Below are 22,673 nucleotides of genomic sequence, written 5' to 3'. Positions count from 1 at the left end.
AATGGAATAGTTTCCAACGCAATAGTTTCCAACGGCTCTCCTGCCGGCAGCGGATGGTGGAAGCCTGCGTTAAGCTGTCCGGTCCGGCATGTTATGATGACGGCAGAGAAGCAATTTATTCTTCTGTCGATAGGATACTGATAAATGAGTAAGCCGTTTGCGGAAAACGAGAGTCAAGGCCGCCGTCATGCCGGCAGGTATATTTACGACACGCTGAGAAAACAGATCCTGACATTGCGGCTGAGGCCGGGAACGCAGCTTGACGAGATCTCGCTGGCCGCGCAGTTCGGGCTGTCCCGTTCGCCGGTGCGGGATGCGCTGGCGCGGCTGGCGGCGGAGAGTCTGGTGACCATTCTGCCGAACAGGACCACCATCGTTACGCCCTTCGAGATCGAAGAGTTTCCCAACTACATCGCGGCGCTGGATCTGATGCAGCGGGCGGTGACCCGACTGGCCGCGCTACAGCGCACCGATGAAGAGCTGGAGCATATCCGGGCGGCCAATACCCTGTATATGCAGGCCGTCGCCAGCGACGATTTCAGCCTGATGACGGAAAAAAATAAAATTTTCCATCTGGCCGTCGCCAAGGCCGGGAAAAACCACTATCTGTCATCCCATTATGAACGCTTGCTGGAAGAGGGACAGCGGCTGCAGCATTTGCAGTTCGAGCATATGGCCCGCGGCGACGCGCCGATGAAGCTGGGGCGGGATCACGATGAGATGATAGAAGCCATCGCCGGTAAAAACCCCGACGTCGCCGAACGTTCGGCCCACGAGCATACGATGTTATTCCAGTCCCGTTTTCTCTATTTTATGCAGCAGAATCTGATTAAAGATATGTCGATTATTTAACCCCCGTCTCCCGGCGGCGGCAAACCGCGAGCCGCCGGGCCCGGCCGCGCCGAAGGCGTCTGCTTTACCAGTCTACTCCGCCTGTTTTTCCTGAAAAAACGGCGTAAACGCCGATTTTAATCTATATAAATCATGGAGGGCGCCGCGTCAGCGGCGGCCGGTTTTGTATCGGCGCAGGTCTTGCTATAGCAGACCGCGCAAGGCAGTGGATAGAGGATATATGGAATATTACGGTTTAGTGTTAATCAAATTCGTCATCGGCTTTTGCATCGTCATCATGCATCTCAATCTTTCAGGAAAAACCCAGCTATCGCAAATGACGCCGGTTGATTTCATCGGCAATTTCGTACTGGGGGGCATTATCGGGGGGGTGATATACAGCGACAGTATTCCGCTGCATCAATATGTGGTGGTGCTATTTATCGGCGTCGGGCTGATATCGTTGCTGAACGCCGTGAGTAAGCATGTGCATCTGTTTCGCGCCATCGCCATCGGCAATCCGCTGCCCATCGTGAAAAAAGGGCGCTTTCTGATGGATAATATTCTGCGCAAGAAAAATAAAATCGATATTTTAAACGTCGCTTCACAGCTGCATTCGCAGGGGATCAACGCCTTTCAGCAGGTAACCTATGCCCAGATAGAGCCCAGCGGACAGCTGACCGTGGTTTGCGATAACGCGAAAATGCCGTCGGTTATCGTGATGAAAGACGGCAAAGTCAGGCCGGAAGAGCTGAAACAGATAGAAAAGGATCGGGACTGGCTGGAAAAAGAGCTGAAGCGTCGCAATCTGGAGGATGAGGATATCTTTATCGCCGAGTTCTGGGACGGCAAGGTGATGTTTATCCTGCGCGACGGCGCCATCGTGAAGTGATACGGCGGCTCGGGCGGAAGGGGCGAAGCCGCGCCGCCCCCCCAATCACTTCGGTCTACAAGGCCGATGGCCGGCCGCCGGCCTGGTGGATCAGCCGCCGTCCGGGCACCGCATCCAGCAGTTCGCGCGTATAGGTTTCGGCGGGAGAGCCGAACACCTGGGCTGCCGGTCCCTGCTCAACCACGCGTCCCTGGCGCAGCACCACGATGTGGTGCGCCACCGCGGCAACCACCGCCAAATCGTGCGAAACCAGTACGTAACTCACGCCGAGTTCGCGCTGCAGTTCCCCCAGAAGTTCGAGAATCTGGGCCTGCACCGAGACGTCGAGCGCCGATACCGGCTCGTCAAGAAACAGCAATTCGGGTTTTAACGCCAGCGCGCGCGCGATGGCCACACGCTGGCGCTGACCGCCGGAGAGCTCGCGCGGCAGGCGATTGAGCATGGCGCGCGGCAGTTGCACCTGGTCGATCAGGCTCCTGGCCTCGCTCTCCAGGGCGGCCCCCTTGAGAAGACCGAATGCACGCAAAGGCTCGACGATGCTTTCAAAGATGGTCAGGCGGGGATCGAGGGAAGCGTAGGGGTTTTGCTGAACCAGCTGCATGCGTCTGCGCAATGGCCGAAACTGCGACCAGCTCAGGCGCGAAAGATCGGTGGCGCCGTCGAAGATGACCCTGCCGGCGGTCGCCTGCTCCAGCCCAAGAGCGATACGCAGCGACGTCGTCTTGCCCGAGCCCGATTCGCCTACGATGGCCAGCGTCTGCCCGGCCGCGACGCTAAAGGATACCGCGTCCAGCGCCTGAAAATGACTCGCCTGGCCGCGCGCGCCGGGTAGCCTGAACGCCTTGCCCACCTGCTCGAAGCGCAGTATCTCGCGCGCGGGCAAGTCCGGCGAAGCAGGGCGCGGCGGCACATTCAGCACCGGCGCCGCCTGCAACAGCATGCGGGTATAGTCGTGCGCGGGCGCGGCCAGCACGGTGGCGGGATCTCCCTGCTCCATAATTCGTCCGCTCTGCATGATTAGCACGCGGTCGGCGCGGTCGGCCGCCACGCCCAAATCATGGGTAATGATAAGCATGGAGATGCCCTGGCTGCGCACCAGCGTTTCCAAATGGTCGAGAATGCGGCGTTGCACCGTGACGTCCAGCGCCGAGGTCGGTTCGTCCGCAATCAGCAGCCGGGGCCGCCCGGCCACGGCGATGGCGATCAGTACCCGTTGGCGCTGACCGCCTGAAAGCTCGTGCGGATACTGGCGGGCGCGCAATAGGGGCTGATCCAGACCGACCTGTTCAAGCAATTCCAGCACGTCGGCGTCAAGGGCCCGGCCTCGCGAGCCGCGAACGCGCCGGACGACTTCGCCGATTTGCCGGCCAATCCGCATGGTTGGATTAAGCGCCACCATCGGATCCTGGGGAACCAGACCGACGGTACGGCCGCGCAGCTGTCGCCAGCGAGTCTCGGAGAAATGGGTAACATCGTCGCCGGCGATGGCGATCTTTCCCCCGGTGATGCGCGCGTTGCCCGCCAGCAGCCCCATAAGCGCGCCGGCCAGCGTAGACTTGCCGGAGCCAGACTCGCCGACGATGGCGACGGTCTCGCCGGGAAATATCGACAGGCTGACGTCATTTACGGCTCTGATATCCCGGTTTTGAACCTGATATTTTACGTACAGATTTTCCACCGTCACCAGCGGCTGCTCCGGGCGGCTCATCGCTGCAGCTCCTCCAGGGTTTTGGCTATATGGTTGAGGCTGAACACCACCAGCGCAACGAACAATCCGGGGAGCAAAGAAACCCACGGGGCGGTCATCAGATAACCGCGTCCTTCGGAAATCAGCGTCCCCCATTCGGCGGCCGGAGGCTGGGCGCCGAACCCGAGGAAGCTCAAGGCCGCAACCGCCAGCACGGCGCCGCCGAATTCGAGAATAACCAGCACCACCACGGGGCCGCAGGAATTCGGTAAAATATGCCGCCAGACAATCATCAACCAATTGGTGCCGCACAGGCGCGCGGCTTCCACGAAGGGAAGGGCCTTGACCTTTAGCACCTCCGAGCGGGTGGTTCTGGCGAATGCCGGAATGCTTCCCACGCCCACGGCGATAGCCACCTGGAGGGTGCCGAAACCTATCGCGGTCACGATTGCCAGGGCCAGGAGAAGCGCGGGAATCGCCAGGGTCACGTCGACTATCCTCATCAGCGCGGCGTCGACCTTTCCTCCTGAAAACCCTGAAAAAACCCCCAGCAGCAGCCCAACTACCGCGGCGATCAGGATGGCGAGAACGGTTGCCTGAATGGTCAGCTTTGAGCCGTAAAGCACCCTGGTGAAGAGATCGCGCCCGACGTGGTCCGTGCCGAAAAAATGCTCCCCCGAAGGCGGCAGGATTTTATTGGCCGGAGAGGTGGCGAAGGGATCGTGGCTGGTAAACCAACCAGGGAAAACGGCCGCGGTGACGACAAAAAGAATAAACAGTATCGCCATAGCCAGTCCCGGCCGCCGAAGCAGTAGCCCGAGGGCGCGAGCCAGCCTGGCCCGCCAGATTTCCGGCCGCGTGGCGGCGTCGTCCCACTCGTTGGCGTTATCAGCCAACTGCGGGCGTGAATTTACTTCACTGCTCATGTGACTTTCTCGACGTGACGTATGCGGGGATCGATGACGAGATAGAGCAAATCGACTATCAGGTTCGTCACCACAAAGGCGGTTGCCGCAATCACCACGATGGCCAGGACGACGGGAATGTCCTGAGCCAGTACGGCTTCCTGGGCCAATCTGCCGATTCCCACCCGTGAAAACACGGTCTCCGTTGTTACCGCTCCGGTAACGGTCGAGCCGATCAGCAGTCCCAGAATGGTGAGCGTGGGAAGGGCGGCATTTTTGAGCGCATGCCTGGTGTAAACCGCAAAATGGGATATTCCCTTCGCCTTCGCGGTCTGGATGTAGGGCTCTTTAAGCGTGTCATTCAGGCTGCGGATTAGCACCTGCGCCAGTACCGCCGCCGATGGCAGCGCCATGGTAATGCTGGGCAGAATCAGAGTCTTCCATCCATCCGAACCGCTTGAGGGCAGCCACCCCAAACCGAATGCGACCACTTGAATCAGCAGCAGGCCGACCCAGAATGATGGCAGCGAAACGCCGAGGACCGGCAGGCGGCTCAGGAAAACCTTGAGCGGCTTCCACTGCACATAGGTCGCCGCAATCGCGACGCTCAATCCGAGCACCAGGGCAAAAACCACCGAAACCGCGCCCAGTAGCGCGGTGCTCGGCAGGCGGGAAAAGACGATCTCGTTAACCGACTGGCTTTTGGTGGCCGAGGTCCCGAAGTCTCCCTGTAGAATACCCGCAAGGTGTGAAAAATACTGCGCTATCGGGCCTTTATCCAGCCCGTAGTATTCTTTGACTTGCTGTAGTTCCTGCGGGGAAAGCGCGTCTATCTGGAGATCGTTGGTGGCAAGCAAATACACCAGCGTATCGCCCGGCAGAACGTAAAGAATGATATACGACGCCGTGTAAGCCAACCACAGCACTAAAATGGCCTGCACAAACCGCCTGACGATATAGCCGGTCATTACTTTTCGATCCAGATATCATTGACGTGGAGAAAGGTTTCTCCGCTGAATTTCACCCCGTGGACCCTGGAGCCGACAGCCGCCTGCTGGGTACGCGCAAAAATCGGGAAATAGGCGTTTTCCTGCAAAATAAAGTCCTGCGCATCCTGATAGATCGTCCTGCGCGCCGCCGGATCCGCTTCAGCCAGCCCCTGGTCGAGAAGTTCCTGCAGTTTCAGCTGCGCCTGGGCGGTAAACCGATTTTTTGACACGGCGGATCCCGAATAACGCACGTCCGAGTGGGATTGGATCACCGCAGGATCGCCGCGCGTCAGGACCCCGCGTTGCAGGTCGTAATTGCCGGAGACATAGCGGGCATTAGCCTCGCCCGCCGTCACCGGCTGCAAAATCAATTCAAAACCCACCTGCCTGACCTGATCCTGAACCAGCACGTCTCCCGGTTTTTCCTCGGTAATCGGATAAACAACCGTCAGCCTTTTCCCATCGCGATAGCGATACCCGTCGTCGGCGACCAGCCAGCCCGCCTTTTCCAGCAGCTGCGCCGCGCCCTGTGGGTCGTGGGTCAAACCGTCAGCCTGGGATTGGTAATATAAGGTCGACGGCTCCACAACGCCTTCGGCAACCGGGAAATGCTGACCATAAATCGTCGCCGCGTAGCTTTTCCGATCGATGGCCTTCTGGAAAGCCTGCCGAACCGCGGCGTTGGAAAACGGCCGGTCATAATTTACATTGGGATATAAACTCTCGGTTATGCCCGGAATGGAGCGCTGAATGATATTGAGTCCTTTACCTTTAATATAATTGTAATCTTCATTGGTAAAGGGATCTCTGGGCCAGGCAATGTCGACTTCCCCGGCGATCACGCTTCCGACCCGGTTGCCGCTCTCCGGAATATAACGCACGATAATTTCATCCAGATACGCATCGCCCTTATTTTCACTGGCCGCGGACGGCCAAGCGTAGCCCTCACGTTTTTTCAGAACAATGCGTTCCTCCGGCGAGTACTCGGCTAAAATAAAAGGACCGGAGCCAATTATTTTGCCGAGATTGCGCTCCCGGATAGTGCTGTTTTTGTAGGTGGCCGGCGCTAAAATTCCCAGATTTGTGGTAGACGTCGCCTGTAGGAAAGCGGCGTTGGGAACGCTGAAATTGACCTTTATGGTGTATTCATCGACGACTTCCGAGGAAACGTAGCCGTCAATGTAGGATTTTCCGAAAGCGGTCGGAAGCTCCTTGAGCAGCGCGATATTGGAGTCGAACGAGAGTTTCACCGCCTCGGCGTTAAACTTTTCGCCATTGCTGAAGGTCACGTCGTCGCGCAGATAAAATGTGTATTGCGTGGCGTCATTATTTAATTCCCAGCGGGTGGCCAGCCAGGGAATAATTTCTCCGCTTTGCGGATCCTGGTCGGTGAGTTGATCGACCACCGCCCTTAACACCGAACGATGCTCGATCCAGTAAACCTGAAACGGATCGATGCTGACCAGAGCGGTATTGTCGCTGCGAAAAGCAATCTTCAGGGCGCCGCCGCGCTGGATCTCGGCCGACTGCGCCAGCGCCGGCAGGGATAGGCCGCCGACAAGCCCGCAGGCCAGGATGGCGGCGGCAAGAATGGCGCCGGAAAGGCGATTGAAATCACGTCTGGGGAAATTCATTGTTCACTCCTGTTATCGCGCGCAATTCGAACTGCCGGGAGGGCATAAAATCCCATGGAAGACCTTTCATCGCCGCAGGGCCGGTAAAGGCAAGCCAGATTGGTTGGCAGCAATAAAATATCTCTTTATTCTTGATATTTAATGGAATCTTGGAGGTAAACCTTTTTGGATGCAAACAAGAAAATCGGATAAATAATTGTATTTTTCGTCTATCGACCGGCGGTGTCGAATAAATCCAACCTGACGATCGGCAGGTTGCCGTTCCCCGTTCTGCGGCCAACGGGGAAGGGAATAAAACGCCGACTACTCACCGTGGCGATAACACGTTAAAATGTCCGTCGTTGGTTATGCCATCTTTGATTTTATTGGATTTTTACATAAACTTTATTCTTTTCAGGAATTTTATAATGCAACAGCTACCTAATTGTCCTAAATGTCACTCTGAGTACACCTGGCAGGATAATGAATTACTCAACTGCCCTGAGTGCGGTCATGTATGGGCAATGGACGGTGAATCGGCCGCTCAGGAGGAAGGGCTGATAGTCAGGGACGCAAATGGCAATCTGCTGGCGGACGGCGACACGGTGACGGTAGTTAAGGATCTGAAAGTAAAGGGAAGTTCCTCAACGCTGAAAATCGGCACCCGGGTTAAAGGCATTCGCCTCGTCGAAGGCGATCATAATATTGATTGCAAGATCGACGGTTTTGGCGCCATGAAGCTGAAATCCGAGTTTGTGAAGAAAAACTGACGGCAGAACGCGGCGCTCTGGCGTCAGGGCGCAGGGCGCCGCCGTTATTGCGTCAGGCAATGCCGGCCGCAGCCGCTATCCTTTTCTTATCTTAATCTGCTTATACGGACACCCAATGCGTCATTTGGCTACTCTCTTTTCACTGATTGTTTTGCTCTCAGCCTGTAGCAGTAAGCCCGCGCCTCCGCCTCCTCCCGCTGCCGCGCAGGGAAATCCTTTCAAGGGCGGCGGCTTGCTGCTAGAGCCCGCGCAGTCGGGGCATCTGCTGGGGGGCGATTTTGCCTTTAATCCGGCGACCAGCCGCTTTGTGGACAAAATGGTGAGCGAGCACGGCTTCGATCGCCGACAGCTGCATGACGTACTGGCCCAGGCGCGGCGGCTGGACTGGGTGCTGCGCCTGATGGACAGGCAGGCGCCGACTTCACGTCCTCCGTCCGGTCCTAACGGCGCCTGGATCCGCTATCGCAGCCAGTTCATCACGCCGGATAACGTGCAAAACGGCGTGCTTTTCTGGAATCAGCATCAGGATGCGCTGCAGCGCGCCTGGGAAATATACGGCGTACCCCCAGAGATTATTGTCGGCATTATCGGCGTTGAAACCCGCTGGGGGCGCGTGCTGGGCAAGACGCGCATTATCGATGCGCTGGCGACGCTGGCGTTCGACTATCCGCGCCGCGCCGACTATTTTACCGGCGAGCTGGAAACCTTTCTGCTGATGGCCCGCAATGAGGGGAATGACCCGCTCAGCCTGCGCGGCTCCTACGCCGGCGCGATGGGCTACGGTCAGTTTATGCCTTCGTCGTTTAAAAACTATGCGGTGGATTTTGACGGCAACGGCCATATCAACCTGTGGGATCCGGTGGATGCCATCGGCAGCGTGGCCAACTACTTCAAGGCTCACGGCTGGGTCAAGGGGGGCATTGTGGCCGTACCGGCCGCCGGTCAGGCGCCGTCGCTGGAGCATGGCTTCAGCACGCGCTACTCCCTCGCGACGTTGCAGGCCGCCGGACTGCGGCCGCAAAGCACGCTGGGCGGCTATCAGGAAGCCAGCCTGCTGCGGCTGGATATCGGCAGCGGATACCAATACTGGTACGGCTTGCCCAATTTTTACACCATCACCCGCTACAACCGCAGCACCCACTACGCGATGGCGGTATGGCAGTTGGGCGAAGCGGTGGACCGGGCGCGGCAGGGCGGCGCCTACTGATCGGCCGCGGGCGGGCTATTCGCTCTCCAGTACCTGATTCATCACCCGGGTTTGCCAGTCGAAATAGGGGTTGAAGGTCAGGCGGACGTGGGTTTTGCCATCTTCCTGATAGCCCCAGTCCGAATACCACAGTTCGTTTCTGTCCCGGCAGATCTGCCGGCTGGCCGGCGTTTGCCCGTTGGCGCAGACGATGACCGAGCCTGACTCGCCGTACTGTTTATTATCCGGCGAGAACAGTATCGACATATGGGAGAACTGGCTGATGCGCCACTCGGGCAAATAGTCGCTGCGGGTCAGCACGCGCGGCGAACGCGCGCCGGCGGGCCGGTCGCCGTACCAGATCAGCCTGCTGTGCGGGTTGGTGAATTTGCGCTCGAATAGCTCAAGCAGGTAGGGGGTGTCCAGCACCGAGTCATGCTCGGTGAGCACCATCAGTAGCGGCTTGTCGTAGGCGGTCTGGGCCAGCAGCCTGCGCACGGCGGCGCTGGAATGGTAAAACTGGGCGAAACCGTTGGTCGGCACCACCATATAGCGCGTTATCAACTGCTGCGGATAACCGGGCCGGGGTGTGAGTATCCAGTCTCTGAAGACGGAAAGCAGCGGCGTGAGGAAATCGTACCGTTCGTCGGATTTTATCGCCGGTGAAAACAGCAGCAACCCGTTGATTTCCGGGTGCTTCAGCGCATATTCCAACACCAGATTGCCGCCGGTGGAAAAGCCGCCCAGATAGACCTCATCCACGTCACGGCGCAGAATGGCCGCCTGCTCGGCGACCACTCTGCGCCAGTCGTCGACGGTGATATGCAGCAGATCCGCCGGGCGGGTGCCGTGTCCCGGCAGCAGCACGGTTCTGACCAGAAAGCCCTGCTGCGCCAGCCGCGGCATAATGTCGTTAAATGAACCGGGAGAATCCCCCAGCCCGTGAACCAGTAAAATCCCCTTGTCCGGCTTGCCGGCCGGACGCATTTCCTGCGGCGTATTCCAGGCCAGCTCGAGGTTTTTATCGCTGCTCTGAAAGGCGCGGTGCTGCGCAACCCAGCGCGCGGTATCCTGCTGATAGCGGGCGAAGGTCGTTTGCCCAAGCGGCGTAATGTCATGCTGCCTGCCCGCGCAGCCTGACAGGATAAGCAGGCCGGCGACGACGATCAGGCCGGATATTATTTTCATAAAAATCGCCGCCAAGGCGGCCCGTAAGGGGGCGGAAACAACAACGTTTTGTCCTGCGATTCGAATTATTCAGGGTATATGAGAATTATTCTTGATATCAACTCCCGTCCGATTAAACTGCGTGCGATTCCCACCATTATCGAGAACAGAATGTTATGGAGTTGCTTCGCATCGTTTACCAGCAGTACCGCTGGACTTTCCTTGCCGTTATCGTCTTAAGCCTGGTCAGCGCCGCTCTGGGAATCGGCCTGATCGCCTTTATCAATCTGAAACTGATTGAAACGGTGAGCCAGTCTCTGGCCGTGCTGCCCCAGTTTCTGGGACTGCTGCTGTTGCTGATGGCGGTGACGCTGGTTTCGCAACTGGCATTGACGACGCTGGGGCACCATTTTGTTTATCGCCTGCGCGGACAGTTTATTAAACGCATTCTGGATACCAATATCGCGCGCATAGAACAGATTGGCAATGCGCAACTGCTTGCCAGCCTGTCCAGCGACATCCGTAATATCACCCTGGCGTTTGTGCGCCTGCCCGAGCTGGTGCAGGGCATCGTGCTGACGCTGGGTTGCGCGGCCTACCTGGCCTGGCTGTCGCCGAAGATGCTGATAGTGACATCGCTGTGGATTGCGATCACCATTTGGAGCAGCTTCATCCTGGTTTCCCGCGTATACCGTTATCTTACCCACGTGCGGGAAGCGGAGGATCGCCTGCAGAAAGACTATCAGACGGTGATTGAGGGGCGTAAAGAGCTGGCGCTGAATCGAGATCGGGCGCAGCAGCTGTATGAAAACATTTATCAGGCCAACGCGCAGGACCTGCGCCAGAACATTATCCGGGCCGATACCTTCCATCTCAGCGCGGTGAACTGGTCCAACATCATGATGCTGGGGGCGATCGGCGCGGTGTTTTTTATGGCCAACAATCTGGGCTGGTCGGATACCAACGTCGCCGCGACTTACTCCCTGACCCTGTTGTTCCTGCGCACGCCGCTGCTTCAGGCGGTCGGCGCGCTGCCCACGCTGCTCAGCGCGCAGGTGGCGTTCAATAAGTTAAAAACCCTTAAGCTGACCGACTACCGCGCTGAATTTCCCGTCACTGCGGCGCCGGAAAACTGGCAAACGCTGGAGCTGCGCGATGTGGTGTTTCGCTATGCCGATTCGGCATTCGAGGTGGGGCCGCTGAATATGACCATCCGGCGCGGAGAGCTGGTTTTTCTTATCGGCGGCAACGGCAGCGGCAAATCGACGCTGGCGATGCTGCTGAGCGGTTTATACACCCCGGTATCCGGCTCTTTATTGCTTGATAATCAGCCGGTAACCGCAGCCACCCTCAAAGACTATCAAAAACTGTTTTCCGCCGTATTTACCGATTTCCACCTCTTCGGACAAATGATCGGGCCGCAGGGCGCGGCGCCGGATATGGCGCTGGTGGATGACTGGCTGGAACGGCTCGATATGCGCCAGAAACTGCAGCTGGATAATTACCGGGTGACGAACTTGCAGCTTTCGCAGGGGCAGCGTAAACGCGTCGCGCTGCTGCTGGCCGTGGCGGAGCAGCGCGATATTCTGCTGCTGGACGAATGGGCGGCGGATCAGGATCCGCAGTTCCGCCGGGTGTTCTATCTTGAGCTGCTGCCTCAGCTCAGGGCGCTGGGCAAAACGATTATCGCCATCAGCCATGACGATCGCTATTTCCAACACGCCGACCGGCTGCTCGAAATGCGCAACGGTCAACTGTCGGAGCTGACGGGCGCCGCGCGCGACCAGGCAAGTCAGGATGCCGTGGCGCAGATCAACCGATGAGCGCAAGGTATAACATTAACCTATGTCAATGATTTTATAGCCAAAGCTATACAGCCGCCGGGCGCTGAGGCATGATAAGCGCCAATGTCGGCCAGCCTCGGCCGACAGGCAGGATATTATTTATCACTCACCGGCAGCCTTCGAGCAGGGGCCTGCCGTTTAAACATATTGGGTCGGTATAGGTATGAAAAGGATATTTAGTTCACTGTTTGTGGTCGTGTTGGTCTGTTTTTCCGCCCTGGCGAGTGCGGCGGAAAACCTGCCTAACGTGGTGATTCTGGCGACCGGGGGGACCATCGCCGGTTCCGCCGCCGCCAACACGCAAACCACGGGGTATAAAGCCGGCGCATTGGGCGTGGATACGCTGATCAATGCGGTGCCGGAACTGAAAACGCTCGCCAATATCAGCGGCGAGCAGGTCGCCAATATCGGCAGCGAGAACATGACCGCCGACGTTTTGCTGAAGCTGAGCAAAAGAGTCAACGAACTGCTGGCCCGCGACGATGTGGACGGCGTGGTGATCACCCACGGTACGGACACGCTCGACGAGTCTCCCTACTTTCTGAACCTGACGGTAAAAAGCGACAAGCCGGTGGTTTTCGCCGCGGCGATGCGTCCGGCGACCTCAATCAGCGCCGACGGCCCGATGAACCTGTACGGCGCGGTTAAAGTGGCGGCGGATAAAAATGCCCGTGGCCGCGGCGTGATGGTGGTGCTGAACGACCGTATCGGTTCCGCCCGTTTTATCAGCAAAACCAACGCCTCTACGCTGGATACCTTTAAAGCGCCGGAAGAGGGTTACCTTGGCGTGATTATCGGCGATAAAATCTATTTCCAGAATCGCCTGGATAAAATTCATACCACCCGTTCGGTATTCGACGTAAGCGACCTGGAAAAACTGCCGGCGGTGGATATTATCTACGGTTATCAGGACGACCCGGAATATATGTATGACGCGGCCATCGCGCACGGCGTGAAAGGCATTGTCTATGCCGGCATGGGCGCGGGCAGCGTGTCTAAACGCAGCGATGCCGGTATTCGCAAAGCGGAAGGCAAAGGTATCGTCGTGGTGCGCGCCAGCCGCACCGGCAGCGGGATCGTGCCGCCGGATGCTTCCCAGCCCGGACTGGTCGCCGATTCGCTGAACCCGGCCAAATCACGCATTCTGCTGATGCTGGCGCTGACCAAAACCAGCAATCCGGCGGTGATTCAGGAATATTTCCACACCTACTGATATTTGTGGCCCTTATCTATATAGGGCGCAGACCATCGATAAAGCTCGTTATTAGGGAGAGCGTAGCGAGGGGTCGTAGCGGCGTAAGCCGCCGGAGCGCCCCTCGGTACGGTAGGCCCGTGTATCTCAGGCTTATAGGCGACTTTGCCATTTAACCCCAGGTTTTTCTTTTATGATATAAGCGGATTTTATATTCGCGAATTTTACCGGTATGATTCATCCTTCGAGTAAATATGAGTAACCCGCCGGCAGAATCACGCCGTTCAGAACGGGCCTGACGAAAACAAGGATACGTCATTAAATGACACAGCCCATTTTTATGGTTGGAGCCAGAGGTTGTGGTAAAACCACCGTAGGAAGCCGACTGGCGCAGGCATTAGGATACGAGTTTATCGATACCGACCTTTTTATGCAGCAGAGCGGCAGGATGACGGTTGCCGAGATCGTGGCGCAAGAAGGATGGCAGGGTTTTCGTCAGCGGGAAAGCCGGGTATTGCAGGAAGTGACCTCCCACCGTCGCGTGGTCGCCACCGGCGGCGGTATCGTGCTGTCGGCGTTGAACCGGCGGTTTATGGGCGACAACGGCTCGGTTATTTATTTGCGCGCGCCCGCCGAATTACTGGCCCGGCGTCTGGAGGTCAGCCCGCTGGCCCACCAGCGCCCGACCCTTACCGGGCGACCGATCGCCGAAGAAATGGCCGACGTGCTGGCCGCCCGCGAGGCGCTCTACCGCGAGGTGGCTCACCACGTCATCGATGCGACGCAGGACCCGACGATCATCGTGGCGAATGTGATGCGGATGCTGCGTTTATCGGCAGCCTAATCCTTCCCGCGTCGCCGCGTTTTCCCCTGATTGGTAAAATAATCGCCGGTCGATGCTACCGGCAGCGCACTTTCATTGAATAGATAGTGACAGCGGCTTATTGCACCTTTTAAGATGAATTTTCCTGGTTTTTTCCAACTTATAGGTGCCGCTCTATGTTGAAGGTAAACGAGTATTTTGCAGGGAAAGTGAAATCCATTGGTTTTGACAGCGGCAGTATCGGGCGCGCCAGCGTCGGGGTCATGGACGCCGGGGAGTACACCTTCGGCACCGGTCAGCCGGAAGAGATGACGGTGATCAGCGGGGCGCTGAAAGTGTTGTTGCCGGGCGCCCCTGACTGGCAGGTTTTCATGCCCGGCGAGTCGTTTTTCGTGCCGGCGCAGAGTGAATTCAATTTACAGGTGGCGGAGTCTTCCGCCTATTTTTGTAAGTATCTGTAGCTTCTTCATTTATACCCTAAATACTTCAAGCTGCTTGCGTTGATTAACGCCAAGCAGCTTTTTTACTATAAACGCGGAGCATGACTCGGTTTTTAAATAGCTTTTTCTTATGCGTGTAAACGGGTTTTATCTGCTGAAAATATGGCGTTTTTTGCTAAGCTAATCCATTATTTTAATATAAATCAACTGGCTGCGAATTACCTCGGCGTTAAACCCGCTGGACCCCATCACTCTTTCTCTCTTTATTGTCCTGATAACCCCCGGTCGCGCCCGGCGGGTGAACTCAAGTTTTATTTTATGGTGCCGTTATGACTCTCATTACCTTGTTGTGCCGGGAGCCTTCCTATGCTGAAAACGACACGCGCCCGAATTTTGGCGGCCTGTACGACCATTGTGGTGCTTTCTCTCGCCATTAATACTTTGCTTAATTACACCATCGCCAATAACGCTAACGAGGAGTCTATCGACAGCATGCTGCATGCGGTGGCCGCCAGCCACGGCATGGCGATCGGCGAGTGGGTGGAATCCAATACGCGGATGATTACCTCGCTGCACGACGGCGTGCTGGCGGATGAGGATCCGGTTCCGCTATTTAGGCAGATCGCCGCCGCGGGCGGCTTTATTAATGTTTATATGGGATACGAGAATAAAACGGCGAAATTTTCCGACGCCGCCGGCATCCCCGCCGATTACGACCCGACGGTTCGCCCCTGGTATCAACAAGCGGTGAAGGAGGGCAAACCGATCGTCACCGCGCCCTATATCGACGTATCCACCAAGGAACTGATCGTTTCTTTCGCCGCCCCGGTGCTGGAGGACAACAGGGTCAGGGGAGTGACGGGCAGTGATTTGACGATGCAGAGCGTGATTGAAAACGTGAAGTCAATCAATCCTACGCCTGCCAGCTTTGGCGTATTGATAGCGCAGGACGGCACGATTATCGCCCACCCGGATGAAAGTCTTACCTTGAAAAACATCACCGAGATTGCGCCGGGTATTAATCTGTCCGCGCTGCTGACGGCCGCGCGTCCGCTTGCCGTCGATGTCGCCGGGGCGGAGAAGCTGGCGATCGCCCAGCCTATCCGCGGTACGAACTGGTATGTCCTGGTGGCGCTGGATAAAGCGGAAGCCACCGCGGGTATGCGCTCTCTGCTGCTTACCTCCGTGGGCACGCTGTTGGCGATCGCCGTACTCGGCGCGCTGGTGCTGGGGGTACTGGTGACGTCGACGCTGCGGCGTTTGCTGCTGATTCGCGATGCGATGGACGATATCAGCAACGGCAATAACGACCTGACGCAGCGTCTGCCTGATGAAGGGCATGATGAGGTGGCGCAAATCGCGCGTTCATTCAATACCTTTATCGACAAGCTCGGCCAGGTGATGATTCAGATCCGCGATATCAGCGCCTCGCTACAGCTGGCGGCGAACGAAATATCGGCCGGCAATAATGACCTGTCGTCGCGCACCGAGTCCGCGGCTTCCAGCATTCAGCAAACGGCGGCCGCGCTGGAGCAGATTTCCGCCGGGGTCACGCAGTCCGCGGGCTCTGCGCGGCAGGTGAATGACAAAGCTCTGCTGCTGGCCAAGGACGCGGGCAGCGGCGGAAAAGTGGTCTCGGACGTGATGACGACGATGGACGATATCGTGGTCGCGTCGGGTAAAATCGGCGACATTATCGGCGTGATTGACGGCATCGCCTTCCAGACCAATATCCTGGCGCTGAACGCGGCGGTGGAAGCGGCGCGCGCCGGCGAGCAAGGACGCGGTTTCGCCGTGGTGGCGGGGGAAGTGCGCAATCTGGCGCAGCGCAGCGCGCAGGCGGCGAAAGAGATTAAAGCGCTGATTGAGTCTACCGTCGCCAGCGTCACCTCCGGTTCGGTTCAGGTTCGCCAGGCCGGCAATACCATGAATGAAATTGTGGGCGGCGTCTCGACGGTAACCACGGTGATGTCTGAAATCACCCATGCGGCGGATGAGCAGATGCGCGGCATCAATGAAATCAACCAGGCGGTGGCGCAGTTGGATTCAATGGTGCAGCAGAATGCGGCGCTGGTTCAGGAGTCGGCCGCCGCATCCGCGGCGTTGCAGTCCCAGGCTGAAGACCTGAGCGCGGCGGTAGGGCACTTCCGCGTGTGAACAGCCTGCCCGCCGCGGCGAGGGCGGCGGCGGGCGCACGGCATAAACGCCGAGGCTAGCGCTGAGCCTCGCCGCCCAGGGCTTCAATCAGGTTGGCGATCAGCGCCGCCAGTTCGGCGGTCATCAGAATAAAGTCGGAGTCGAAGCGCTGAGCGAAATCATCCCGATCGATATCATCGTTTTGTTCGCGCAGCGTATCGGAGAACTTCAGCCGTTTCAGCGAGCCGTCGTCCGACAGCACCAGCTGTACCCGTTCCTGCCAGTCCAGCGCCAGTTTGGTGACCAGCTTGCCCGCTTCGATATGCACCGCGATTTCGTCGCTCACCAGATCCTGTTTTTTGCAGCGGATCACGCCGCCGTCTTCCAGAATCGCTTTTAGCTCGGCTTCATCCTGTAGGGCGAAACCGGCCGGAGGAGTACCGGAGCGCACCCATTCGGTCAGCGTCAGCTCGATGGGATTTTCCATCGTCAACGGCACCACCGGCAGCGAGCCGAGGGTCTTACGCAGCAGCGCCAGGGTGTCTTCCGCTTTCTTGGCGCTGGCGGCATCCACCATGATCAGGCCGTTGACGGTATCGATCCATAACCAGATTTGGCTGAAGCGGCTGAACGCGCGCGGCAGCAGGCTGTGCAGCACCTCGTCTTTCAGCGAGTCTTTTTCGGTTTTTTTCAGCTTGCGGTGCTGTTCCGCCTCCAGCCGCTCGATTTTGGCCTGCAGCGCCTGCTTAATCACCGGCGAAGGCAGGATCTTCTCCTCTTTACGGGCGCAGATAACGATCTGCCCGTTAACCACGTGCGTTAAGGCGTCGCTGTGGGAGCCCATCGGCGACACCCAGCCGCTTTTCATCATGTCCTGACTGCCGCACGGCGTGAAGGCAAAGGCGCTTAACTGTTTTTCCATCTCATCCGCCGCCAGAACGACGTCGCGGTTCAGGCGGTAAATCATTAAATTTTTAAACCACAGCATGGTGTTATCCCTGACTGGGCGCGCAGGCTTGCACGCGGGTTCATTAATGCAGCGCGCATGATAACGAATTCGGGCGGGCGATGCAGAATAAAATCAGCTTATCCCCGTCATACTTCAAGCCCCATACGCGTTCGCCGCGGCCTGAACTAAAGCGCGAATTCCGGCGCCAGCCGGCTGATGCCCAGGCCGTTAACCTTGGCGACCTTAATCTGTACGGGAATGCGCTCTTTCATCGCTTCGACGTGGCTGATGACGCCGATGGTTTTACCGCCGGCGTTGAGGTTATCGAGGGCGTCCAGCGCGGCGTCCAGCGTTTCCGCATCCAAGGTGCCGAAGCCCTCGTCGAGAAACAGCGAGTCGATGCTGGTTTTATTGCTCACCAGATCGGAGAGCGCCAGCGCCAGCGCCAGACTGACCAGAAAACTTTCCCCGCCGGAAAGCGTGCGGGTATCCCGCAGCGCGTCGGCCTGCCAGGTATCCACGATCTGCAGCTTCAACTCGTCATTGGTCTGGCGCTGCAACAGATAGCGGCCGTGCAGGCGGGCAAGCTGCCGGTTGGCCAGATACACCAGATGATCCAGCGTCAGCCCCTGGGCGAATTTGCGGAACTTATCGCCTTTCTGGGAGCCGATCAGCTCGTTCAGACAGCTCCAGTCGTCATAGTGCCGCTGGCTTTGGGCGATTTCCGCCAGCAGCGCCTGCTGATTCTGGCGGTGACGCTGGTCGGCGGTTAATTGCTGACGCATTTCCCCCTGCTGCTGAAGATTGCTTTTCAGCGTTTCATTTAATTCGCCCAGCCTGTGCTGCACCGAGGAGAGGGCGGCTTCCGCCGCCAGCGTTTGCGGGCGCTGCTGCTGATGGGCGGTCAGAAGCCGCTCCGCCTGTTGATACAGCGCGGTCGCCTGTTGCCATTGCTGATGCAGTTTTTCTTTGCGCTCGCGCAGTTCGTTACGCTCCCGCTCATCCAGCAAGGCGCGTTGAAATGCCTCTTCATCCGCGAAAACGCTGTGTTGCAACGCCTGGGCGAAATCCTGCTCCGCCTGCCGCCGCAGCGCGGCGACGCGGGTTTGTTGCTGCTGTACGCCGGTTAATTCGCCGGTCAGGCGGTCCAGCGACGACTCCGCCTGCTGGCGCTGCGCCTGAATTTCCCGGCCGGCCTGTTCGCACTGCCGGCTTTTTTCACGCAGTTGGGCGCTGACTTCCGCCGTCGATTTATCACCGAAAAGCTGTTGCCGCTGCCGTTGGGATTCTTCCAGCGCGCTGGCGTGCGACAGCAGCTGTTGCCGTAACGCCAGCAACTGCTGTTCGCCAAGCTCGATGGTTTTGGCAAGATGCTGACGCTCCGCCTCCAGCGTCGCCGCGCCGTTCGATAGCCGCTGTTGTTCCTGCTCGGCCTCTTTCCAGACCCGCCACTCTTCGGCGCGTTGCGCCAGCCAGCTCTCCTGTTGCGCCGTTTCCGGCACGGCAAGGGAGAAATCCGCCAGCGTTTTTTCCATTTCCTGCCGATGCCGTTTCTGCTGCTCCGCGCTCTGTTGCTGCGCTTGCCGCAGCTCGGAGAGGGCGTTTTTCAGCGTTTGCCGCTGCTGGGTGTTCAGCGCTATCTGCTGCTCCGTCTGTTGCAGCAGGGTATTTGCATTGGTCAGTGAATCCTTACTTTCCTGCCGATGCCGCTGGGCCTGCTCGCGCAGCGCAATCTGCCGTTGAAGCTGCTGTTCCTGGGTTTCGCACTGCGCCAGCCACGCGGTTAATTCGGCGAATTGTTCGGGGGCGTAATCCCCCGGTAAGCGCTCACTGACCTCGCGCCACTGTTGCAGCAACGTCTGATACTCCTCATCCATGCGTCCGCGATCGTTGTGCAACTGGTCGATCTGTTGTTGCAATGCCGCCAGCTGCGCCTCGACGTGCGCCAGCGCGCTTTCCGACTGGCCGACCTCTTGGCTCAGTTGGAGCAGGCGTTGTTCGGTTTCCGAGGGCTGCAGCGCCTGATAGCGTTCAACCGCCGGGTGGTGCGTCGAGCCGCACAGCGGGCATGCTTCTCCCGGTCCCAGTCGCCGTCTTTCCTCTTCCAGCGCTACGATGCGAATTTCCAGCCGATGATTTTTATCCACCTCGGCCAGATGCTGACGGCGTAGCTCAAGCTCCGTGCTCTGCCGCCGGCGCTGTTCCTCCAAGCCGACGCGCTGTTCCTGCAACTGCGTTTGCCGGGTTGCCGACTGCTCCCTGCGCGAAGCGAGCCGCTGGAACAGCTCGCCGAGGGTGGCCAGGCGCTGGCGATCGGGCCGCCGGTCGATAGACTGGCTAAGCTGCTGGTACAGATCGCCGATCGGCTGCCGGCTGTCCGCTTCCTGCAACGCCTGCTGATGCTGGTCGAACCGTTGCTGCGCATGGCTGACCGCGCCGTGCTGTCCGCCGCGCCGGGCGGCCAGCGTGTCCGCTTCCTGGTTCAGCTGCGCCGTCTGTTGCTCATAGCGCGCCTGTTTTTGGCTCAGGTTCGCCAGTTCTTCTACCAGCTGCTGCTGCCGCTGAAACTGGGTGCGCCACAGCGAAAGGTATTCCCCCCAGCGCTGATGATGCGGGTGCCGTTGGCGATAGTCGTGGATCTGCTCCAGCCGTTGCCGGGCGGACTGGTACTGCCGCTCCGTTTGTTCCAGCTTGCGGCGATCGTCCCGCTGGCGCGCCTGCGTTTGCTCCAGTTCCTGCTGCTGTTTGTCCCTCTGCTGGCGCAGGGTGTCGATCTGGTGATCCAGCGGAATGATGCGTTCCCCGATCAGCGTCTCCTGCTGCTGGCGGTGGTCGGCGTGCCGGCGCAGTTCTTGCTGCGTTTTATCCTCTTGCCGGCGCAGCGCCAGCAGAACGCTCTCCTGGGTTAGCCGCTGTTGCGTCAGGGCGGCGAGCTGCTTTTGCAGCGCCGCGGACTCGGCGTGGCAACGGTCCCGCTCCTGCTGGAGCGGCCTGAGTTTTTCCGCCGGTTCGCTTTGCGTCAGCCGTTCGAGCGCCGGCTGCGCCTGCCGCATCTCCTCCTCCGCCGCGGCGAGCCGCTCTTTGCCGGCGGTCAGCGATTGCTGATGTTGAGCGAGTTGTTCAAACCAGCGCTGATGAGTTAGCGCTTGCTCACGCTCGCTAATCAGCGCCTGCTCCCGTTGCGTCAACGATGACAGCTGCGCCTCCAGTTGCCGGCGCTGTTCGTCATCCAGCAGTTCGATGCCCGCCGCGCGCGCCTGCAGGGTATCCAGGGCGATTCTGGCCTGTTTGTGCCGGTCGAAAACGCGCTCGGAAATCAGCCCGTATATATCCGTGCCGGTCAGTTCCTCCAGCAGTTCGGCGCGCTCGTTGGCGTCCGCATTCAGAAAGGCGGCGAATTGCCCCTGCGATAACATCATCGAGCGGGTAAAACGGCCGAAATCCAGCCCGGTGATGGCGGCGGTCATCTCCAGCTTTTCGGTCAGCTTTTCACACAGGATCGTGCCGTCATCCATGCGCGCCAGTTCGGCTTTCGGCGTTTGCAGGTTGCCGTCCGGGGAGTTTCTGGCCCGGCGCTGGCTCCAGAAGGCGCGATAACCGACGCCTTTGACCTCGAACTCCACTTCCGCCAGGCACTCCGCCGTGTTGCGGGTCATCAGCTCATTCTGGCTGGCGGAAATGTTTTTCAGCCGCGGCGTCGCGTGATACAGCGCCAGGCAGATGGCGTCGAGCAGCGTGGTTTTTCCCGCGCCGGTGGGGCCGGTAATGGCGAACAGGCCGTTGCTGGCAAAGGGCTCGCGAGTGAAATCAATTTTCCATTCCCCTTTCAGGGCATTGAGGTTTTTTAACCGCAGGCTGAGTATTTTCATGCGGCGGGCTCGCTATTTTCCAATTCATCCATCACCTGATCGAACAGCGTGCGTACGCGCTGCTGACGGCTCTCTTCCAGATCGGCGGCGCTCGCCAGCCGGCGTTCGAAAACCTCGTGCACCGTCAGCTCGTTCAGCGTCTCTTTCTGCTGGCGCACTATCGCCTGCAGATGTTGTTCGCGGGCGCGGCGCAACAGCAGCACTTCGACGGGTAAACCGTCGGTCAGCGTCTGAATGCGTTTCTGCATATCGCTCAGATAATCCTGCGTGGTGATTTCAATATCCAGCCACACCGGCTTTTCGCCCTGATAATCGCTGAAGGCGGCCAACTGCCGTTCTATTTCCGCCAGATCGCCTTTGATAAGGCGCATCGGCTGGGTGGCCGGCACCGGGAGCGCCTCTACCGTCGGCGGACTGCCCGGCGCCAAATCCACCAGATAAACCGATTTCCGGCTGCTTAATTCATCAAAGCTCAGCGGGATGGGGGAGCCGCTGTAGTAAATGGGCGCGCTTTTCGTCACCCGCTGCGGGCGGTGAATATGGCCGAGGGCGATATAGTCCGCCGGCGGAAAAGCCTGCGCCGGAAACGCATCCAGCGTACCGATATAGATATCGCGCACGGAATCGGAGGCGGTGACGCCGACGGTGGTCAGGTGCCCGGTGGCGATGATGGGCAGCGGCAGCCCCAGAATATCGCGCTGCCGGCAGGCCGACTGGTAACACTGCCGGTAATGCGTGGTGATGGCGTCCAGCAGGGCCTGCTGTTTTTCATCGCCGGATTGCCCGGCCCGGCTGGCGATCAGATCGCGCGGGCGTAAAAAAGGGATGGCGCACAGCAGGGCGCCGGGCTGATTCCGGCGGTTTTCCAGCACCAGCACCTGTTTGTCGACGTCGCCGTCGACGCTGGCGATAACCCGGGTATTGAGGCAGGCCAGCAGATCCCGCGATTCGTTCAGCGTGGCGACGGAATCATGGTTGCCTCCCAGCACCACCAGCCGGCAGCCGGTGCGCTGCATATCGACCACGAAACGGTAGTACATTTCCCGCGCATAGCTCGGCGGCGAACCGTTATCAAAGATATCCCCTGCTACTATTACCGCATCCGCCTGCTGCTGTTCGACCTGTTCCAGCAGCCAGTGCAGAAAAGCCTGATGTTCGGCCGCCCGGCTTTTGGTGTAAAAATACTGTCCCAGATGCCAGTCGGCGGTGTGGATAATACGCATGGAACTCCCTGAACGGCATGTAATCGCAATGCGGTTGATTATAAACAGCCATCGGGGCACTGTCGTGGCGAAAACCGAAAGTTTGGAAAGCGGCTCGAAAATGCGTCGGGCCGTTATTGTGCGAGGTTGAAAAAATCCTTTTAATAAATCTGTCACA

The 22,673-nt window shown here is 58.6% G+C and carries 17 protein-coding genes; 9 read left to right on the top strand and 8 right to left on the bottom strand.

The genetic code is table 11. From position 1 onward, the window contains the following. Nucleotides 1-144: 144 nt before the first annotated feature. Complete coding sequence (locus MFP24_RS04140) at nt 145-852, top strand: GntR family transcriptional regulator (protein ID WP_249229381.1); 708 nt, start codon at nt 145-147, stop codon at nt 850-852. Nucleotides 853-1,072: 220 nt separating this feature from the next. Continuing rightward, nucleotides 1,073-1,723, top strand: coding sequence for a DUF421 domain-containing protein (locus tag MFP24_RS04135; RefSeq protein WP_249229382.1), 651 nt, complete (start codon nt 1,073-1,075; stop codon nt 1,721-1,723). A gap of 55 nt (nt 1,724-1,778) precedes the next feature. Here the strand turns inward: MFP24_RS04135 and MFP24_RS04130 are convergent, their stop codons facing one another. From MFP24_RS04130 to MFP24_RS04115, 4 genes are read right to left on the bottom strand one after another with little or no spacing between them, the layout of a single operon-like run. Continuing rightward, on the bottom strand, nt 1,779-3,431 hold the full coding sequence (locus MFP24_RS04130; protein ID WP_249229383.1) for a dipeptide ABC transporter ATP-binding protein: 1,653 nt from the start codon (nt 3,429-3,431) through the stop codon (nt 1,779-1,781). Continuing rightward, nucleotides 3,428-4,336 (bottom strand): ABC transporter permease, encoded by a 909-nt coding sequence (locus tag MFP24_RS04125; RefSeq protein WP_249229385.1) that lies wholly within the window; start codon nt 4,334-4,336, stop codon nt 3,428-3,430. The genes MFP24_RS04130 and MFP24_RS04125 overlap by 4 nt, the downstream gene beginning before the upstream one ends. Beyond that, the gene (locus MFP24_RS04120; RefSeq protein WP_249229386.1) at nt 4,333-5,283 is read right to left on the bottom strand and encodes an ABC transporter permease; all 951 of its coding nucleotides are present in this window, start codon (nt 5,281-5,283) and stop codon (nt 4,333-4,335) included. Before MFP24_RS04120 ends, MFP24_RS04125 begins: the two co-directional genes overlap by 4 nt. Next, nucleotides 5,283-6,938, bottom strand: coding sequence for an ABC transporter substrate-binding protein (locus MFP24_RS04115; protein WP_249229388.1), 1,656 nt, complete (start codon nt 6,936-6,938; stop codon nt 5,283-5,285). Before MFP24_RS04115 ends, MFP24_RS04120 begins: the two co-directional genes overlap by 1 nt. A 407-nt stretch (nt 6,939-7,345) precedes the next feature. On the opposite strand from MFP24_RS04115, the gene MFP24_RS04110 reads away from it, so the two are divergent. Together MFP24_RS04110 and mltB are read left to right on the top strand one after the other, a co-directional pair. Beyond that, nucleotides 7,346-7,687, top strand: coding sequence for a zinc ribbon domain-containing protein YjdM (locus tag MFP24_RS04110; RefSeq protein WP_249229390.1), 342 nt, complete (start codon nt 7,346-7,348; stop codon nt 7,685-7,687). Nucleotides 7,688-7,802: 115 nt separating this feature from the next. Beyond that, nucleotides 7,803-8,894 carry a lytic murein transglycosylase B gene (gene mltB / locus MFP24_RS04105; RefSeq protein ID WP_249229391.1) on the top strand — a complete coding sequence of 364 codons (1,092 nt, stop codon included), beginning with the start codon at nt 7,803-7,805 and terminating at the stop codon, nt 8,892-8,894. 15 nt (nt 8,895-8,909) lie between these two features. On the opposite strand, the gene MFP24_RS04100 is transcribed toward mltB, so the two are convergent. After that, a complete protein-coding gene (locus MFP24_RS04100; RefSeq protein ID WP_249229393.1) occupies nt 8,910-10,061 on the bottom strand; it encodes an alpha/beta hydrolase in 1,152 nt (383 codons plus the stop codon). 155 nt (nt 10,062-10,216) lie between these two features. Here MFP24_RS04100 and MFP24_RS04095 point away from each other — a divergent pair, with 155 nt between their 5' ends. The 5 genes from MFP24_RS04095 to MFP24_RS04075 all read left to right on the top strand — a co-directional run bounded on the left by MFP24_RS04095 (nt 10,217) and on the right by MFP24_RS04075 (nt 16,496). Then, entirely contained in the window at nt 10,217-11,863 is a 1,647-nt protein-coding gene (locus tag MFP24_RS04095) for a multidrug ABC transporter permease/ATP-binding protein (protein WP_249229394.1), read from the top strand. Nucleotides 11,864-12,047: 184 nt separating this feature from the next. Continuing rightward, the gene (locus MFP24_RS04090) at nt 12,048-13,097 is read left to right on the top strand and encodes a type II asparaginase (protein WP_249229395.1); all 1,050 of its coding nucleotides are present in this window, start codon (nt 12,048-12,050) and stop codon (nt 13,095-13,097) included. A gap of 301 nt (nt 13,098-13,398) precedes the next feature. Further along, nucleotides 13,399-13,920, top strand: a complete 522-nt coding sequence (gene aroL / locus MFP24_RS04085; protein ID WP_249229396.1) for a shikimate kinase AroL — start codon at nt 13,399-13,401, stop codon at nt 13,918-13,920. A gap of 155 nt (nt 13,921-14,075) precedes the next feature. Continuing rightward, the gene (ppnP, locus tag MFP24_RS04080; RefSeq protein WP_009114072.1) at nt 14,076-14,360 is read left to right on the top strand and encodes a pyrimidine/purine nucleoside phosphorylase; all 285 of its coding nucleotides are present in this window, start codon (nt 14,076-14,078) and stop codon (nt 14,358-14,360) included. A gap of 345 nt (nt 14,361-14,705) precedes the next feature. Continuing rightward, on the top strand, nt 14,706-16,496 hold the full coding sequence (locus tag MFP24_RS04075; RefSeq protein ID WP_249229398.1) for a methyl-accepting chemotaxis protein: 1,791 nt from the start codon (nt 14,706-14,708) through the stop codon (nt 16,494-16,496). 55 nt (nt 16,497-16,551) lie between these two features. On the opposite strand, the gene rdgC is transcribed toward MFP24_RS04075, so the two are convergent. From rdgC to sbcD, 3 genes are all read right to left on the bottom strand, one after another. Continuing rightward, nucleotides 16,552-17,463: a recombination-associated protein RdgC gene (rdgC, locus tag MFP24_RS04070; RefSeq protein ID WP_249229399.1), complete on the bottom strand. Its 912-nt coding sequence runs from the start codon at nt 17,461-17,463 to the stop codon at nt 16,552-16,554. A 146-nt stretch (nt 17,464-17,609) separates the two neighbouring features. After that, nucleotides 17,610-21,293 (bottom strand): SbcC/MukB-like Walker B domain-containing protein, encoded by a 3,684-nt coding sequence (locus MFP24_RS04065; RefSeq protein ID WP_249229400.1) that lies wholly within the window; start codon nt 21,291-21,293, stop codon nt 17,610-17,612. Then, the gene (gene sbcD / locus MFP24_RS04060) at nt 21,290-22,516 is read right to left on the bottom strand and encodes an exonuclease subunit SbcD (RefSeq protein WP_249229401.1); all 1,227 of its coding nucleotides are present in this window, start codon (nt 22,514-22,516) and stop codon (nt 21,290-21,292) included. Before sbcD ends, MFP24_RS04065 begins: the two co-directional genes overlap by 4 nt. Between the last annotated feature and the right edge of the window lie 157 nt (nt 22,517-22,673).

Origin of the sequence: Brenneria tiliae (assembly GCF_023347575.1) — a bacterium.
GTDB lineage: Bacteria > Pseudomonadota > Gammaproteobacteria > Enterobacterales > Enterobacteriaceae > Brenneria > Brenneria corticis.
Note: the sequence above shows the minus strand (reverse complement) of the source record. Positions and strands in the feature narration are given on the sequence as shown.